This window comes from Streptomyces sp. NPDC025806 (genome assembly GCF_055558275.1).
Map to the genome: position 1 here is coordinate 25,400 of NZ_JBVHMU010000011.1, position 16,453 is coordinate 41,852.

A 16,453-nucleotide genomic window follows, 5' to 3' on the forward strand; every position below is an offset into this window, starting at 1 on the left:
GCGCCTACTCCCCGAGCCGCTCCGCCTGGCGGTCCGCCGCGTCGAGCACGCTGTCGAGGAGGCCGGGGAACAGGGTGTCCAGGTCGGCCCGGCGCAGCCCGTTCAGCTTCGCCGTCCCCCGGTAGACCTGCTCGATGACCCCGCTCTCGCGCAGCACGCGGAAGTGGTGCGTGGACGTGGACTTGGTGACGGGCAGCGCGAACGCCGAACAGGACAGCGCGGTCTCGGCCGCCGCCATCTCCCTCACGATCGCGAGCCGCATCGGGTCCGACAGCGCGTGCAGGACGGCCTCCAGCCGGAGTTCCTCGCGGGCGGGGTGCGCGAGGGCACGGCCGCCTGCGGCCTGCGGTGCTGCGGTGCTCATTGGACGGCTCCCCTGTCTGTGCGGCCCGTTCGACCCGTACGGCTCCATCGTCCCCGAGGCGGGTACGGGCCGACGCTCCGGACTCATTGTACGAGACTTCTCGTAGTTTGACAGTTCCCGTACTACGATGGTTATCGTACGAGCCTGGGTACGAGCCGAGCCAGCGGGCCCGTACCGACGAGCCTTCGCGACCAGCCCGTACCGAATGGAGTCCCCCGTGAGTGCGCTGTTCGAGCCCTACACCCTGCGGTCCGTCACCGTCCCGAACCGGGTCTGGATGCCGCCGATGTGCCAGTACAGCGCCGCCCCCGAGGGTCCGCTGACCGGCGCCCCCACGGACTGGCACTTCCAGCACTACGGTGCCCGGGCCGCAGGCGGCACGGGCCTGATCATCGCCGAGGCGACCGCGATCTCCCCCGAGGGCCGGATCTCCCCGTACGACCTGGGGATCTGGAACGACGAGCAGGTCGCCGCCTTCCGCCGGATCACGACGTTCCTGAAGTCGCAGGGCACGGTGCCGGGCATCCAGATCGGGCACGCCGGACGCAAGGCGTCCACCGAGCGCCCGTGGGTGGGCGGCGCGCCGGTCGGCCCCGAGGGGCACGGCTGGCAGCCCGTCGCGCCGAGCGCCGTCGCCTTCGACGAGAAGCACCCGGTGCCGACCGCGCTCACGGTCGAGCAGATCCGCGAGGTCGTCCAGCAGTTCGCGGACGGCGCGCGCCGCGCGCTGGACGCCGGGTTCGAGGTCGTCGAGCTGCACGGTGCGCACGGTTACCTGATCGGCCAGTTCCTGTCCCCGCACTCGAACCGCCGCACGGACGAGTACGGCGGCTCCTACGAGAACCGCACCCGCTTCGCCCTGGAGGTCGTGGACGCGGTGCGCGCCGTGTGGCCCGAGGAGCTGCCGCTGTTCTTCCGGATCTCCGCCACCGACTGGCTGGAGGACGGCAAGGGCTGGACCGCCGACGACACGGTGCGCTTCACTGCGGAGCTGCAGGCCCACGGGGTGGACCTGATCGACGTCTCCACCGGAGGGAACGCGGCGGGCGTCCGCATCGAGACCGGCCCCGGTTACCAGGTGCCGTTCGCGGCGCGCGTGCGCAACGAGGCCAAGGTGCCGGCCGCGGCGGTCGGCATGATCACCGACGCCGAGCAGGCCGAGAAGATCATCGCCAACGGCGAGGCGGACGCGGTCCTGATCGGCCGCGAGCTGCTGCGCGATCCGTCGTTCGCCCGCCACGCGGCGCGCCAGCTGGGCGCGGACGTGCACGTCCCGAACCAGTACCTCCGCTCCGTCTGACCCGCACCCCCTCGTCACGCCCTCTCCTCACGCCCTCTGCGCGGACCGGCCCGCGCAGAGGGCGTGACGCATGCCTCAGCGTCTTAATTTGCCTTTCAGATGCAAGTATTCATAGCGTGCGGTCATGCGGCTGACACGCTTCACGGATCTGGCACTGCGTGTGCTGATGCGCCTCGCGGTCGAGCAGGAAGGCCTGCCCACCACGCGCGAGGTCGCGGCCACGATGGACGTGCCGTACACCCACACCGCGAAGGTCGTCGCGAAGCTGCAGCACATGGGGCTCGTCGAGGCCCGGCGCGGCCGGGGCGGCGGGCTCACCCTCACCCCGGCGGGGCGCACGGCCTCCGTCGGCGCCCTCGTACGGGACCTGGAGGGGCCCGGCGACGTCGTGGACTGCGAGGGCAGCACCCCTTGCCCGCTGCGCGCCGCCTGCCGGCTGCGGGGCGCGCTGCGCGAGGCGCAGGAGGCGTTCTTCGCCTCGCTCGACCCGCTGACCCTCGCCGAACTCGTCGAGGCGCCGACCGGCCCGCTGCTCCTGTCCCTGGCGCCCACGCGCGGCGCGGACTGAGCCTCCACCCCCAGCCACCGGGCAACAGGACCGGCCGCCGGTCCGCAGCCCCGTGCGACCTTAAATATGAATCTGAAATACCAATTAAGGAGATCCGCTGATGCTCACCGAATCGTCGGCCGTCGTCGTCCGCGCCACCCTTCCCGCCGTCGGCGCGGCCATCGAGGAGATCACCGGACTCTTCTACGAGAAGCTGTTCGCCACCCACCCCGAGCTGCTGCGCGACCTGTTCAACCGGGGCAACCAGGCGGCCGGCAGCCAGCGGCAGGCGCTCGCCGGATCCATCGCCGCGTTCGCGACCTACCTGGTGGACCACCCCAACGAGCGGCCCGACGTCATGCTCGACCGCATCGCGCACAAGCACGCCTCGCTCGGCGTGCTGCCCGAGCAGTACCCGGTCGTGCACGAGCACCTGTTCGCGGCGATCGCGGAGGTGCTCGGCGACGCCGTCACGCCCGAGGTCGCGCAGGCCTGGGACGAGGTCTACTGGCTGATGGCGAACGCGCTGATCGCCATCGAGAAGCGGCTCTACGCCGAACAGGGCGTCGTGGCCGGCGACGTGTGGCGCGAGTGGGAGGTCGTGTCCCGCACCGACGACACCGCGGACGTCGCCTCCTTCCTGCTGCGCCCGGCCGACGGCCGTCCCGCGCCCGCGTTCCGCGCCGGCCAGTACGTGTCCGTCCAGGTCGAACTGACCGACGGCGCACGGCAGATACGCCAGTACAGCCTGACCGGCGCACCCTCCGGCACGACCCGCTCGATCGCGGTCAAGCGCGTGCTCGGCACCGAGGGCGCCCCGGACGGCGAGGTCTCGCGGCACCTGCACGCGCACGTGCGCGCCGGTGACCGGGTGCGTGTCTCCGCCCCGTACGGCGACCTGGTCCTGGAGGCCGACGGCGCGCCCCTGCTGCTCGCCTCCGCCGGGATCGGCTGCACCCCGATGCTGGCGATGCTCGACGAGCTGGCAGGCTCGGGGCACGAGGGCCCGGTGACGGTCGCGCACGCCGACCGCTCCCCCGAGACCCACGCCCTGCGGGCCGACCACGAGTCGCTGACCGCGAAGCTCGCCGAGGGCGCCGCCCACTTCTGGTACGAGCAGGGCGGAGCCGGTCACCGCACCGGCCTGATGGACCTCACGGACGTGACCGTCGCGCCCGGGACTCGCGCGTACCTGTGCGGCCCGCTCCCCTTCATGCGCGCGGCGCGTGAGCAGCTGCTCGGCAAGGGCGTCGCGGCCGCCGACATCCACTACGAGGTCTTCGGCCCCGACCTGTGGCTGGCCGCCGCCTGACACCCGTGTGACCTGCGCGGACCCCCGCACCGACGGTGATTGTCAGTGCGGGGGTGCAGACTGGCCGATACCTGGAGACAACGACGTTTCGGAGGTGTTCGGCATGACCGATGTGCTGCTGGCCGTGGGCACGCGCAAGGGGCTGTTCCTGGGGCGCCGCGGCGCGGACGGCGCCTGGACGTTCGACGAGAGCCCGTACTTCAACGCGCAGGCGGTGTACGCGGTCGCCATCGACACGCGGGGGCCGACACCACGGCTCCTCGTGGGCGGCGACAGCGCGCACTGGGGCCCGTCCGTGTTCCACTCGGACGACCTGGGCCGTACGTGGACCGAGCCGGCCGCGCCCGCGGTCAAGTTCCCCAAGGACACCGGCGCTTCGCTGGAGCGCGTCTGGCAGCTGCACCCCTCGGCCGCCGAGCCCGACGTGGTCTACGCGGGCACCGAGCCCGCCGCGCTGTACCGCTCCGAGGACCGGGGCGAGTCCTTCGAGCTGTGCCGCCCGCTGTGGGAGCACCCGACGCGCTCGAAGTGGGTGCCCGGAGGCGGCGGCGAGGGCCTGCACACGATCCTCAGCGACGCCCGTGATCCGAACGCGCTGACCGTGGCGGTCTCGACGGCCGGCGTGTTCCGCACCTCCGACGGCGGGGCCAGCTGGACTCCGTCGAACTCGGGAGTGAGCGCGGTGTTCCTGCCGGACCCGGACCCGGAGTTCGGCCAGTGCGTGCACAAGGTGACCCGGGACGCGGGCGACCCCGACCGGTTGTATCTGCAGAACCACTGGGGTGTGTACCGCAGCGACGACGGCGGCGCGAAGTGGACGGACATCGGCGCGGGTCTGCCGTCGACGTTCGGCTTCGCGGCGGCGGCGCATCCGCACCGCGGTGACACGGCCTACGTCTTCCCGATCACCGCGGACTCGGACCGCGTTCCCGCCGACCACCGCTGCCGCGTCTTCCGCACCCAGGACGCGGGCCGCACCTGGGAGCCGCTGGACCGCGGCCTCCCCCAGGGCGACCACTACGGCACGGTGCTCCGCGACGCCCTGTGCACGGACGACGCGGACCCGGCGGGCGTCTACTTCGGGAACAGGAACGGGGAGGTGTACGCGTCCGCGGACGACGGGGACACCTGGCGGCAACTGGCGGAGCACCTGCCGGACGTGCTGTGCGTGCGGGCGGCCGTGGTGAGCTGAGCGGGGCCTCGCCCCGTCGTCACCGTTGGGCTCCGATGGGGGGGGTGGTCGACCCGCACGCACCGGCGGCGCCCCACTCGCTGCCCCCGGTCGAGCTCCTCGTCAGGGCGTCGACCGGGTCTCCCGTCGCGCCCTGACACCGAGCGGTCGCCCTACGAGGTGTGCGTGCGCCGGGCGCGGAACGCGGCGGCCTTGACCCGGTTCTGACAGGCCGTCGAGCAGAACTGGCGGCCCGCGTTGCGCGACGTGTCCACGTAGACGCGGTCGCAGCGGGGCGCCGCGCAGACCCCGAGCCGGCCCGCGTAGTCGCCGCCGAGGGCCATGGCCAGGCCGGTCGCGCAGCCGGCGCTCCAGCCGACGGCGTAGGAGTCGTCGGCGCCGTGGAAATGGACCTGCCAGGGCTCGCCCGGGGAGCGGTCGAGCTGGGGGCGGGCGCCGGTGTCGCGGAGCAGGGCGTTCAGGGCGGGGGCCGCGGCGTCGAGGTCGTCGGCGGCCACGGCCTCGAAGACGGTGCGCAACGCCCGTGCGGTGGCGGCGAGTTGATCGGCCTCGCCCTGTTCGAGATCAGCGCCGGCGGAGAGCGCGGCGCGGACCGCGCCGACCCGTTCGGCACCCTCCGGAGCGGCATAGGGGCGGCCCCGCGCCTCTCCGCCGGTCAGCGCGTTGACAAGCGCCGCCGACGCGTCGAGCAGCGCCTTCATGTGACTGTCGAACAGCACTTGACCAGTTACCTCTCACTCGCCTAGCGTACGCATCACTGCCGTATCGGATTTTACCAGTGACGTGAGGTGTCGTGTCCCGCCCCGAGCCTCTGCCCCGCACCGTACGCATGCTGCTGATCGCCCGGACCGTGAACCAGCTGGGCGCCTTCTCCCTCCCCTTCCTCACCGCACTGATCTCCGCCGACTACGGGACGGGTCTCACGACCGCGGGGCTCGTCACCGCCGCGTTCGGGCTGGCCACGATTCCCTCGCGCCTGGCGGGCGGACATCTCGCCGACCGGATCGGCCCCCGGACGACGATCCTGCTCGGGCTAGGCGGCTGCGCGGTGGCGCAGGTGACGATCGCGGCCTCGACCTCGCCGGCCGGCGCGATCGCCGGGGCCGTGCTGCTCGGGCTCGCCTTCGAGCTGTACGAGCCGCCGAGCCAGGCGATCGTCGGCGATTGTGTGCCGGAGCACCAACGGGTGCGCGCCTTCAGCCTGTTCAGCGCCGCACTCGCGGCGGGAGCGATGGGCGCCGGACTGCTCGCCGCGCTGCTCGGCCGCTGGGATCTGCGCTGGCTGTTCGTCTGCGACGCCGTGACCTGCCTGGCCTGCGCGCTCCTGATCCGCCTCGCCCTCCCCCGCGACCGGCGGGCGACGTCTGCCGCTCGACAGGCCGCCACCGTCGTACGACCGCTGCGCGACCGGGCGCTGCTGACCGTCCTGGCGCTCGGCACCGCCTACGCGCTGATCAACCAGCAGACCGTGATGACGCTGCCGCTCGCGCTGGAGCGGCAAGGGCGTGCCGCCGCGGACGCCGGCCTGCTGTTCACGACGGCCGCCGCGACCACCGTGCTGGCGCAGCCGCTCGTGCGGGCCCGGCGGCTGGCCCGGCTCTCGACGCGCGCGGCGCTCGCGCTGGCCCATGTGCTGCTGGCCGCGGGCCTGACGGGCTACGCGCTCGGCCGTTCCCTGCCGGCGCTGCTGGCCTCCGCCGCCGTGTGGAGCCTCGGCGACCTGCTGGTCATGGGACGGGTCTACGCCCTGGTCACGAGCCTCGCGCCCACCGGGGCGAGCGGACGCTATCTGGCCGTGTTCGGGTGCGGTTGGGGCGTCGCCGCGACCCTCGCCCCGCTCCTCGGCACCCAGCTCCTGGCCCGTACGGGCGCGACCGCGCTGTGGTGCACGACAGCCGCGCTCTGCCTGCTGCTCGCCGTGCTCCACCTCCGGGTGACGCCGGAGTCACCCGGCGCCCCGTCCTACGGAAGGCTCCAGTCCACGGGCCGGGCCCCCTGGCGCGCCAGCAGGTCGTTGGCCCGGCTGAACGGGCGGGAGCCGAAGAACCCGCGGTCCGCCGACATCGGCGACGGGTGAGCCGACTCGATCGCCGGGAGGTCACCGAGCAGCGGTCGCAGATTGCGGGCGTCGCGGCCCCACAGGATCGACACCAGCGGGGTGCCGCGGGCCGCGAGGGCGCGGATGGCCTGCTCGGTGACCTCTTCCCAGCCCTTGCCGCGGTGCGCGGCGGGCTTGCGCGGGGCCGTGGTGAGCGCCCTGTTGAGGAGCAGCACGCCCTGCTTCGTCCACGGGGTCAGGTCGCCGTTCGACGGCGGGGGCAGACCGAGGTCCGCGCCGAGCTCCCGGTAGATGTTGATCAGGCTGCCCGGCAGCTGGCGGACCTCCGGGGCGACGGCGAAGCTGAGTCCGATCGCCATCCCCGGTGTGGGGTAGGGGTCCTGACCGACGATCAGTACGCGTACGTCTTCGAAGGGCTGCTGGAAGGCGCGCAGGACGTTCGCCCCCGACGGCAGGTACGTCCGGCCTGCCGCGATCTCGGCCCGCAGGAAGTCGCCCATCTCGGCGATGCGTCCGGCCACAGGGTCCAGGGCCTTCGCCCAGCCTGCTTCCACAAGTTCGTTCAACGGTCTCGCTGCCACAGTGCGTCACCCTACTGGCCCACACCGACACTCGGCGCCCGCCCGCCGGCCCGCGGCGCTACTGTTCGTCCACCAAGGTCACCGGCGAGGAGGGAAGCCCGTTGCGTCCAGCGAACGAAGCCGGGAGACGGTACGTGCTCGGGGTGGACTCGGGCGGCTCCGGGCTCCGGGTCGCCCTCGCCGAGGCCGCCGACCCGGCCGGGGCCGTCTCGACCCGCTCCGCCACCCCCGTACGGACGTCGGCTGCGGGCATCGACCCCGCGCACATGCTGGAGCTTCTGCTGCCGATGGCGCGGGAGTTGCAGGCCGGGGCGGGCGCCCCCGCCCCGGTCGCGCTGGCCGTCGGCGCGGCTGGGATGGCGACCCTCGGCGACGGGCTGCGCGCGAAGCTTCCGGCCGCGCTCGCCCGCGAACTGGGCGTCGAACGGCTCGCCCTGGCCGCCGACGGGGTCACCGCGTACGCGGGCGCGCTCGGCCAGCGCCCCGGGGCGGTCGTCGCGGCGGGCACCGGGATGATCGCCCTCGGCACGGATCTCCACTCCTGGCGGCGGGCGGACGGCTGGGGCCATCTGCTGGGCGACTGCGGGGGCGGCGCCTGGATCGGGCAGGCGGGGCTCGCGGCGGCGATGCGCGCGTTCGACGGGCGGCGCGGTGGCAGCGCGGCGCTGCTCGCGCGCGCCGAGGAGCGGTTCGGCCCGGCGGGCGAGCTGCCCGGCCGGATCTACCCGCGCACGGACCGCCCGGCGGCCCTGGCCTCGTTCGCCCCCGACGTGGCGGCCTGCGCCGCCTCCGACCCGGTCGCCTCGTCGATCCTGCGGGACGCGGCGCGGCACATCGCCGAGTCGGCGGCGGCGGTGTGCCCCGCGGACGGCGGAGAGGTGGCCCTGACAGGCGGCCTCTTCAACATGGGCGCCCCTCTTCTGGACCCGCTCCACGCGGAACTCACGGCCCAGCTCCCCAAGGCCGAGCTCACCCCCGCGGCGGGCGACCCCCTGCACGGCGCCCTGGTGATCGCGTCGGCCCTGGCGAGCGAGGAGCTCAGCCTGCCACGGGACGGACGGCTCCTCCACGTGCCGTAGGGGCACTCGGGGCCGGGGGGGGGCACACGTGCCCCGAGACGGCGCGGGACCCGCTCCGGCGCATCCCTCGCAGAAGCAGACCTGCTCGGACCGGAGCGGCCCTGCCGCGCAGGGTGACCACACACCGGTGGCGGACGCCCCCTACCCTGCGGGCGCCCCCGCCTCCCGTGCGTGATCGCCGTCGGACGGCCCGCGCCCGCCGCACCAGGGACCTCCGGCACCCGCCCCACGTCTGCCCCGGAGCCCGCCCCGCACAGCCCCGCTCCGGCCCGCCGTGCGGCGCCGGCCGAAGGCCCGTCCGCACGCCTCCGCCCGGCGGCACCAGGCGCCTCCCGCACCCCTTCCCTCCCGCCCGCACCGAGGCGGACGCCTCCCTTTACTCCGCCACACACCCCTCGGACCTGGACATTTGCGCTGTCCACGACTGAACGGACAATCGCGGACGGATACCGCTCAGCCGCCCCCTGGCCGAACAACGATGGCCGGAGAGCCAGTAGCATGCGGGCGCATGAGCTCCCCCACTGGGCCCGCATCCGGCCTGCCTGTACGAATGCCGCGACCCCGTCAGCCCGGACGCCACCGTCGGCCGGAACCCGTGGCCGCGCCCGAGGGCGCACCGTCCCTCGTTCTGGCCGTGCCCGGCACGCCGAGCGCCGCGACGCGCATGCTGGCCGACGAGGTCGTCAGCATCGCGCGCTCGGAGCTGCCCGGCCTGGACGCCCGCGTGGGGTTCGTCGAGGGTGAGGTCACCGACTTCCCGGTGTCCGCCGAGTTCCCGTCCCTCGCGTCCGTGCTCGCGCACGCCGCGAAGGAGCGCACCGCCCGCTACGAGCAGGCCGTCGCCGCCGGCGTCGAGGCGAAGGCCCCCGAGGGTCCCGTCGCGGTCGTCGTGCCGCTGCTCGCGGGTCCGGACAACGCGCAGATCCGGCAGATCCGCCAGGGCATCGTGGACAGCCGCGTCCCGGCCGAGCTGACCGACGTGCTCGGCCCGCACCCGCTGCTCGCGGAGGGCCTGCACGTGCGCCTGTCGGAGGCGGGCCTGGCCCGCGCCGACCGCGCCCGGCTGTTCACCGTGGCCACGGCCGCCGACGGCATCATCCTCGCCGCAGTGGGCGGCGAGGAGGCCGTGCAGGCAGCCGGTATCACGGGCATGCTGCTGGCCGCCCGTCTCGCCGTCCCGGTGATCGCCGCCGCGCTGGACGCCGAGGGCGCCGTCGCCGCGACCGCCGAGCAGCTGCGTGCCTCCGGCTCCCAGAACCTGGCCCTGGCCCCGTACCTGATCGGCCCCGAGCTGGACCCGAGCGTCCTCGAGGCCGCCGTCAAGGACGCGGGCTGCGCCGCCGCCGAGCCGCTCGGCGCGTACCCGGCGATGGGCAAGCTGGCGCTGTCGAAGTACACGAGCGCGCTGGGCATCACGCCGCAGCCGGCCGTCTCCGGCAGCTGAGCCGAAGCACCGAGAGGGGCCCGGGACCGTACGGTCCCGGGCCCCTCCGCGTTCTCCCGGGCCGGCTCAGGCGGGCGGGCCGAACACGACGCAGGACGCGGCGGGCACCCGGAGCGAACCGCCGCGGACCGGCTCACCCGTCTCCGCGTCCACGGTGAACCAGGTGACGTCGCCGGAGCGCTCGTTCGCCGCGTAGAGGAACCGGCCGCCGGGGTGGAGGGCCAGGTCACGGGGCCAGTGGCCGCCGCTCGGGACGGTGGCGCGCAGGGTGGGCTGTTCGCCGGTGGGGTCGAGGGCGAAGACGGACAGGACGTCCTCGCCGCGCGTGGCGGTCCACAGGAAGCGTCCGTCGGGGGCCACGACGACCTCGGACGGGTAGGCGTCGCCGCGCGGGGCGCCGGGCAGCACGGGGACCTCGGTGAGGGGCTTGAGGATGCCTCCGGCGGCGTCCCAGCGGCACACGGTGAGCGTCGGTGCGAGCTCGTTGAGGACGTACGCGTACTCGCCCCCGGGATGGAAGGCCAGGTGGCGCGGGCCGGAGCCGGGGCGCAGGGCCGTCTCGTGGTGCGGGGTCAGGTGTCCGTCGACGAGGGCGCAGACGCGGACCGAGTCGGTGCCGAGGTCCACGCTGACGGCCCAGCCGCGGCTGGGGTCGACCACGATCTGGTGGGCGTGCGGGCCCTGCTGGCGCTGCGGGTGCGGGCCGGAGCCGGTGTGGTGCAGGACGTCGCGCAGCGCGGGGTCGGGGGTGCCGTCGGCGCGCAGGGGCACGGTGCTGACGCTGCCGGAGCCGTAGTTGGCGGTGAGGATGTGGTTGCCCCACACGGTCAGATGGGTGGGGCCCGCGCCGTCGACGGGGGCGGCGGGCGCGGCGAGGGTCGTGGACACGGCGTCCGTGCGGAACGCGGCGACGGCCCCCGCGGTCGTCTCGCTGACCGCGTAGAGGAACCCGCCGTCGAGCGCCAGGTACGACGGATCGGGCAGGGCGTCGGTCGTGTGGAGGAGCGTGAGCGCGCCGTCGGCCGGGTCGACGGCCGCCGTGACGACGCCGGGCCCGCCCGCGGCGGTGAAGGATCCGATGTACGCGCGTCCTGTCTGGCTGCTGCCGCTCACTGCTTCCCCTTTCGGCGCACGGGCGCGGATGCCCGTGCGCCGACCGTAGCAGCGGGTCTAGACCAGATCGGCCGGGCGCGCTGCGCTCAGGCGCCCAGGGTCACCCGGCTCGCTCCGCGCAGTGGGACGGCGAGCTCGACGAGGGCGTGCTCCAGCGCGTGCAGATGGGCGAGGACCGGTTCGCCGTCGGCGGTGTGCGGGGCGGTCGCGACGCGCCCGCGCGGGTACGGCGCGGGCGCGGTCAGCGCCTCGACCGCGGCCTCGACCCGCCAGCAGGCAGCGGCGAGCCGGGCGTCGTGGGAGGCCTCGGGGTCGGCGGCGACGGACGCGAGCCCGCGCACCTCGCGGGCGCAGTCGTCGAGCAGCGCGAGGATCCGCCGGGCTCGTCCCTTGCGGGCCTTCATGGGGCTCAGCGGGTGGACGAGCGGGCTCAGGGACAGCCGTACGCGGCCGAGGATCGCCTCCAGCTCGGCGACGCGCGGCGCCGGGTCCGCGTCCGGGTCGCCGGCCAGGCGGGCGGCGGCCTGCGCGGTGCACGCGTGCACGCACCGCAGCGCCCGCTCCACCCAGGCCTCGGTCACCGAGTGCGTCGTCACCGGCAGCACCAGCAGCACGGCGAGGACCGCACCGAGCGCGCCGACGGCGGTCTCCGTGACCCGGAGCGCGAGCAGCGCCGGGTCGAGGACGCCCAGCAGCCCGTAGAGCATGCTGGCCATGACCGTGACGGCGAGCATCATCCACGTGTACGAGACGTGGGCGGTGTAGAAGATCCCGAAGACGCTGACGGCGATGACCGCGGCGGCCACCACGGGGTGGGTGTGCAGCGGGACGGCGACGAGGAAGCCGAAGCCGATGCCGATGACCGTGCCGAGGAAGCGCCGGAAGCCGCGCACGACGGTCTCGCCGCGCGAGGTCGTCGCCACGAACACCCACCAGGTGGCGCCCACGGCCCAGTACCAGCGCTGGTCGGACAGCACCTGCCCGATCCCGAGCGCGAACGCCGCGCCGAGCGTCGCCTGCACGGCCTGCCGCGTCGTGATCCGCTTCAGGCCGGCCCCGCCGGCCGGCAGCGCGACCGCCGCCGGAACCGGCAGCCGGCGCTCGTAGCACCACACGCCGAACCGGACCACGGCCGCGGCGGCGAGCGAGAGCAGCACGGCCTCGTACAGCTCGGGCAGCTGGGACGGCACGGTGTGCAGGAACTGGGTGGCGAAGAACATCATGAAGGCGAACACGCCGAGCGAGTGTCCTCGCGGGCCCCAGCGGCGGGCGTACACGCCGGCGCCCACGGTGGCGAGGAACGCCAGGTCACGGGCGGCGGGGACGTCGTGCAGCAGCGCGGCGAGCGCCAGCACCGGAAGCCCGACGACCGGCAGCAGCGCGGTCGTCACCGCCTGGCCGCGCACCGTCGCGTCGGTCACCGTGAACAGGGCGAGCAGCGCGGCCAGACCGCCGGTGATGGCGGCCTGGAGCGAATGGCCGACCGCCCCGCAGAGCACGACGGCCAGGCCGATGCCCAGCACCGCCCGGCTCGCGAACCGCAGTCGGATCCGCCCCGGATCCGGCGCGGTGAACGCCCTCTTCAGCAAGTTGCCCCGCCCCTCCGGCACCCGCGGGTGCCCCGACATGAGAAAGGCGCCGCGGAGATCCCCGGAGGATCCGCAGCGCCATCGACACGCCCATTGCACCATCGGCCCGGCAGTCGGTTCAACAGAGCCCGAAAAGGCTGAGCCATTGGACCAGCTGCGGTGCGAACGCTTCGGCCACCCCTGGGCCAACGGACCATCCTCCGCCGCGGGACCGGAGTGAGCGGCTCCGCGCGAGGGGGGCGAGCCGACGCGGGCATGGCGGGCGCGTGGGGTGGTACTCGGCCCGCATGAACGCATCGGTTGTCCTTGCCGCCGCGGCCGGCGCGAGCTGGCTCTTCACGATCGTCGGCGTCCTGATCGTGATCGCGCTGCTCGTGCTGCTGTGGACGAGCCGGCGCCGCCTGGCGCGCCGCCCGAATCCACCGCAGACCCGGCAGCCGCGAGCCGGTTCCTGGAAGCGTCCTGGCGACGACGACCCGGTGTGACGGCGCGGGGCACACACTCATCACCGAGTTGAGTAGCGGTACTCACGCGGGGTTCCTCGGGTGCGCCCGAGGATGGCGGCACAGCCCAGGCAGAGGAGCCCGCGATGTCCGCCCACCCCGTGTTCGCCAGAACGTCGTCGCGCACGCCGTCGGCCGGCGGCCCTCCCGCCCGCCGGCTTCCCGCCGTGCTCACCGCGCTCGTCGCGGTGGCGCTCGTGGGGTCGGCGTTCGGCGCGAAGGATCCGGCCACCTGGGTGCTCGAAACGGTGTGGGTGATGCTGGGGCTGCCCCTGCTCGTCCTGCTGCGCCGTCGGTTCCCGCTGAGCGGTCTGCTGTGCGGGCTGCTCGCCGTCCACGCCACGGTGCTGATCGTCGGCGGGCACTACACGTACGCGGAGGTGCCCGCCGGTGACTGGGTGCGCGACGCGTTCGGCCTGGAGCGCAATCCGTACGACCGGTTCGGGCACCTCATGCAGGGGTTCGTGCCCGCGGTCCTGGTCCGTGAACTCCTCGTCCGGACCTCGCCCCTGCGCGGCAGCCGCTGGCTCGCGCCGCTGACGGTCTGTGCCTGCCTGGCGTTCAGCGCCGTGTTCGAGATGCTGGAGTGGCTGGCGGCCGTGACCGGAGGTCAGGCGGCCGACGCGTTCCTTGCCACGCAGGGCGATGTCTGGGACACCCAGTGGGACATGTTCTGCGCGCTGATCGGTGCCGTCTGCTCGCTCCTGTTCCTCAGCCGCGCGCACGATCGCGCCCTCACGCGTCTGGGGACTCCGGCGAAGGGCTGACGCGGGCGTGGACGCTGACGGCGTAGCCGCCTCCGTCGTAGGGGTCGGCGTCCCAGGTGGCGAACCGGTCGACGAGGGCGAGTCCGGCCGCCGCGCAGTACGCGTCGTACTCCGCGAGCGTGATGCCGGGCGGCACGGGCAGGTGGGCGGCGTCGAGGCCGAAGCCGGCGACCAGCAGCCCGCCGGGGCGCAGGGCCCCCGCCAGGCGCTCGACGACCGTGGCCTCGGTGCCGGCGGCGAGCAGCGGGAAGACGTTTCCGGCGGCGACCACGAGGTCGAAGTCGGTGGCGATACCGAGCGCGGCCGGGTCGAACGCGGCGAGATCGGTGCGATGCCAGGGCAGTTCGGGCGCCTGGGCCCGCGCGACGTCCAGCATCGAGTCGTCGAGGTCGATCCCCACACAGTCGTGCCCGAGTTCCGCCAGCCGGATCGCGACCCGGCCGGTCCCGCACCCGGCGTCCAGCACCCGCGCCCCGGCGGGCAGCAGCGCCGAGCAGAACCGCGCCTCGCCGTGCACGTCCTTGCCGCTGCGGGCCAGTTCCGCGAACCGCGCGGCGTACTCGTCCCCGGACACGCCGCCGGTCAGTTCCTGCCATCGATTCATGAGGACGACTGTAGGCGGCGGTCGCGACCCACCCGTCAGGGAGCCCCGGCGGCGCTCCGCTCCGTGGACAGCCAGGCCCGGTAGCGCCGCAGGGCCCGTCGCTGCTGCCGCTGTTCGCAGAGGAGGGCCGGCGCGGGGTGGGTGCCGGGCCTGGGACGACCGCCGCGGGCCAGGCGGCGCATGGCACGGCGGACCTGCGCCATGCTCGCGGCCGAGGCGAGGGCCTTGTCGGACCACGTCACCGGCCGCATGGCGCGGTCGGCCTCGCGGCCCGCGCGCCACCGGGCCGGGAGGTCGGGGGTGACGGCGAGCGCCGTGCCCATGCCGACGACGGCGACGCCGCTGCGCAGGACCCGCTCCGCGGTGTCGCGCCGGGTGATGCCTCCCGTGAGCATGAGCGGGATCGGGCCGGCCGCGACCAGGTCCTCGGCTAGGTCGAGGAAGTAGGCCTCGCGGGCCCGGGTGCGGTCGTCGGCGGGGCGGCCGGTCATCGCGGGGCTCTCGTAGCTGCCGCCCGAGAGTTCGACGAGGTCGACGCCGAGCGGGGCGAGTATCTCGATGACCTGCCGCGCGTCCTCGGCGTCGAAGCCGCCGCGCTGGAAGTCGGCGGAGTTGAGCTTCACCGCGACGGCGAAGGACGGGGAGACGGCGGCACGGACGGCGCGGACGATGTCCAGCAGCATCCGGGCCCGGTTCTCCAGGGACCCGCCCCACCGGTCGGTGCGCGTGTTGACGAGCGGGGAGAGGAACTGCGACAGCAGGTAGCCGTGCGCCGCATGGATCTCGACGCCGTCGAATCCGGCCTCTTCCGCCCGGCGGGCCGTGACGGCGTACCGGGCCACCGTGTCCTCGATCTGCCGCGGTGTCATGGCGGTGGGGCGGCCGAAGCGGCTGCTGTGCTTCCCGAGGGAGACGGCGAGGTCGGAGGGGCCCCACACGACGCCGGGCATGCCGGAGGCCACCTGGCGGCCGGGGTGGTTGATCTGCATCCAGACGGCGCCGCCGCCGGACTTGGCGGCCTCGGCCCAGCGAATGAACGGTTCGAGCGGCGCGTGCTCGTCGAGCACGACTCCGCCGGGGCCGGTCAGCGCCTCGGCGTGGACCATCACGTTGCCGGTGATCAGTAGTCCAGTGCCGCCTTCGGCCCAGCGGCGGTAGAGCGTCAGCAACTGCGCGCTGGGGAGCTGGCCGTCACCGGCCATGTTCTCCTCCATCGCCGCCTTGGCGACGCGATTGGACAGCACCTGCCCGGAGCGCAGCGACAGCGGCGCGAACAACTCGCTGGTCATCCCGTTTCCCTCGTTCCTCGTCCGTCCCCTACGATGTGTACACCCCTCACATTAGAGGGCAGAAGTGAGCATCGTAAACATTGAGGAGTGTGACCTGTGCCGCAGACCGGCGCCTATCACCACGGCGACCTCCGGGCCGCCTGTCTGCGCGCGGCCCGCGCGCTGCTGGAGGAGGACGGGAGCGCCGGGCTGTCACTGCGCGCGGTCGCGCGCCGGGCCGGGGTGTCCGCCACGGCCCCGTACCGTCACTTCGCGGACCGTGAGGCACTGGTGTCCGCGGTCGCGGCGCAGGGGTACGTGGAGCTCGCCGAGAGCCTCGCCGCCGCGCACCCCGCCCCTTCGACCCCCGACGAGCTGGCGGCGGTGGCCGTGGCGTACGTCCGGTTCGCACTGGACCACCCCGCGCTGTTCCGGGCGATGTTCGCCGAGCCCTGCGACCCGGGCGACGCGGAGCGGGCCGCGGCGACCGCCGCCATCACGGAGTACGTGCACGGCATCGTCCGCGGCGCGTTCCCCGGGGCCGGCGGGACGGAGGCACTGACGACGACCGTGTGGGCCCTCGTCCACGGCCTGGCGTTCCTGCACCTCGACGGCAAGCTCGACGCGTCCTCCCCCGAGCTGGTCGCCGCCCAGGTCAGCGCCTCCGTGCACGCCCTGTTCGCGGTCTCCGCCGCCACCGGCACGCGCCCCGCCCAGGCCTGAGCCGCGCT

General features: G+C 74.3%; 17 protein-coding genes. 10 read left to right on the top strand and 7 right to left on the bottom strand.

Features of this window, described 5'->3' with window-relative positions:
• Positions 1-4: 4 nt before the first annotated feature.
• Positions 5-364, bottom strand: a complete 360-nt coding sequence (locus tag ACZ4E1_RS24600; protein ID WP_467542593.1) for an ArsR/SmtB family transcription factor — start codon at positions 362-364, stop codon at positions 5-7.
• Between the two features lie 217 nt (positions 365-581).
• Here ACZ4E1_RS24600 and ACZ4E1_RS24605 point away from each other — a divergent pair, with 217 nt between their 5' ends.
• The 4 genes from ACZ4E1_RS24605 to ACZ4E1_RS24620 all read left to right on the top strand — a co-directional run bounded on the left by ACZ4E1_RS24605 (position 582) and on the right by ACZ4E1_RS24620 (position 4,715).
• A complete protein-coding gene (locus ACZ4E1_RS24605) occupies positions 582-1,664 on the top strand; it encodes an NADH:flavin oxidoreductase/NADH oxidase (protein WP_467542595.1) in 1,083 nt (360 codons plus the stop codon).
• A gap of 124 nt (positions 1,665-1,788) precedes the next feature.
• On the top strand, positions 1,789-2,232 hold the full coding sequence (locus tag ACZ4E1_RS24610) for an RrF2 family transcriptional regulator (protein WP_467542597.1): 444 nt from the start codon (positions 1,789-1,791) through the stop codon (positions 2,230-2,232).
• 100 nt (positions 2,233-2,332) lie between these two features.
• Positions 2,333-3,523, top strand: a complete 1,191-nt coding sequence (locus ACZ4E1_RS24615; protein ID WP_467542599.1) for a globin domain-containing protein — start codon at positions 2,333-2,335, stop codon at positions 3,521-3,523.
• 103 nt (positions 3,524-3,626) lie between these two features.
• Positions 3,627-4,715: a WD40/YVTN/BNR-like repeat-containing protein gene (locus ACZ4E1_RS24620; protein ID WP_467542600.1), complete on the top strand. Its 1,089-nt coding sequence runs from the start codon at positions 3,627-3,629 to the stop codon at positions 4,713-4,715.
• A 152-nt stretch (positions 4,716-4,867) separates the two neighbouring features.
• Here the strand turns inward: ACZ4E1_RS24620 and ACZ4E1_RS24625 are convergent, their stop codons facing one another.
• Positions 4,868-5,434: a CGNR zinc finger domain-containing protein gene (locus ACZ4E1_RS24625; RefSeq protein WP_467542602.1), complete on the bottom strand. Its 567-nt coding sequence runs from the start codon at positions 5,432-5,434 to the stop codon at positions 4,868-4,870.
• Positions 5,435-5,508: 74 nt separating this feature from the next.
• Here ACZ4E1_RS24625 and ACZ4E1_RS24630 point away from each other — a divergent pair, with 74 nt between their 5' ends.
• Entirely contained in the window at positions 5,509-6,792 is a 1,284-nt protein-coding gene (locus tag ACZ4E1_RS24630) for an MFS transporter (RefSeq protein ID WP_467542604.1), read from the top strand.
• On the opposite strand, the gene ACZ4E1_RS24635 is transcribed toward ACZ4E1_RS24630, so the two are convergent.
• Positions 6,678-7,355, bottom strand: coding sequence for a uracil-DNA glycosylase (locus ACZ4E1_RS24635; protein ID WP_467542606.1), 678 nt, complete (start codon positions 7,353-7,355; stop codon positions 6,678-6,680). The two genes, ACZ4E1_RS24630 and ACZ4E1_RS24635, sit on opposite strands and share 115 nt — an antisense overlap.
• A 134-nt stretch (positions 7,356-7,489) precedes the next feature.
• Between ACZ4E1_RS24635 and ACZ4E1_RS24640 the strand changes: the two genes are divergently transcribed.
• Positions 7,490-8,434 (top strand): N-acetylglucosamine kinase, encoded by a 945-nt coding sequence (locus ACZ4E1_RS24640; RefSeq protein ID WP_467542608.1) that lies wholly within the window; start codon positions 7,490-7,492, stop codon positions 8,432-8,434.
• A gap of 508 nt (positions 8,435-8,942) precedes the next feature.
• Positions 8,943-9,878 (top strand): sirohydrochlorin chelatase, encoded by a 936-nt coding sequence (locus ACZ4E1_RS24645; protein WP_467542610.1) that lies wholly within the window; start codon positions 8,943-8,945, stop codon positions 9,876-9,878.
• Positions 9,879-9,944: 66 nt separating this feature from the next.
• Here ACZ4E1_RS24645 and ACZ4E1_RS24650 read toward each other — a convergent pair whose 3' ends face one another.
• A complete protein-coding gene (locus ACZ4E1_RS24650) occupies positions 9,945-10,991 on the bottom strand; it encodes a lactonase family protein (RefSeq protein ID WP_467542611.1) in 1,047 nt (348 codons plus the stop codon).
• Positions 10,992-11,077: 86 nt separating this feature from the next.
• Entirely contained in the window at positions 11,078-12,580 is a 1,503-nt protein-coding gene (locus ACZ4E1_RS24655; RefSeq protein WP_467542613.1) for an FUSC family protein, read from the bottom strand.
• A gap of 287 nt (positions 12,581-12,867) precedes the next feature.
• Here ACZ4E1_RS24655 and ACZ4E1_RS24660 point away from each other — a divergent pair, with 287 nt between their 5' ends.
• Together ACZ4E1_RS24660 and ACZ4E1_RS24665 are read left to right on the top strand one after the other, a co-directional pair.
• Entirely contained in the window at positions 12,868-13,065 is a 198-nt protein-coding gene (locus tag ACZ4E1_RS24660; protein WP_467542616.1) for a DUF6479 family protein, read from the top strand.
• 104 nt (positions 13,066-13,169) lie between these two features.
• The gene (locus ACZ4E1_RS24665) at positions 13,170-13,850 is read left to right on the top strand and encodes a DUF2238 domain-containing protein (protein ID WP_467542618.1); all 681 of its coding nucleotides are present in this window, start codon (positions 13,170-13,172) and stop codon (positions 13,848-13,850) included.
• Here the strand turns inward: ACZ4E1_RS24665 and ACZ4E1_RS24670 are convergent.
• Entirely contained in the window at positions 13,819-14,454 is a 636-nt protein-coding gene (locus ACZ4E1_RS24670) for a class I SAM-dependent methyltransferase (protein ID WP_467542620.1), read from the bottom strand. The genes ACZ4E1_RS24665 and ACZ4E1_RS24670 overlap by 32 nt on opposite strands.
• A gap of 35 nt (positions 14,455-14,489) precedes the next feature.
• Positions 14,490-15,743: an NADH:flavin oxidoreductase/NADH oxidase family protein gene (locus ACZ4E1_RS24675; protein WP_467542622.1), complete on the bottom strand. Its 1,254-nt coding sequence runs from the start codon at positions 15,741-15,743 to the stop codon at positions 14,490-14,492.
• A 96-nt stretch (positions 15,744-15,839) separates the two neighbouring features.
• On the opposite strand from ACZ4E1_RS24675, the gene ACZ4E1_RS24680 reads away from it, so the two are divergent.
• Positions 15,840-16,445, top strand: coding sequence for a TetR/AcrR family transcriptional regulator (locus ACZ4E1_RS24680; RefSeq protein WP_467542623.1), 606 nt, complete (start codon positions 15,840-15,842; stop codon positions 16,443-16,445).
• Positions 16,446-16,453 lie beyond the last annotated feature (8 nt).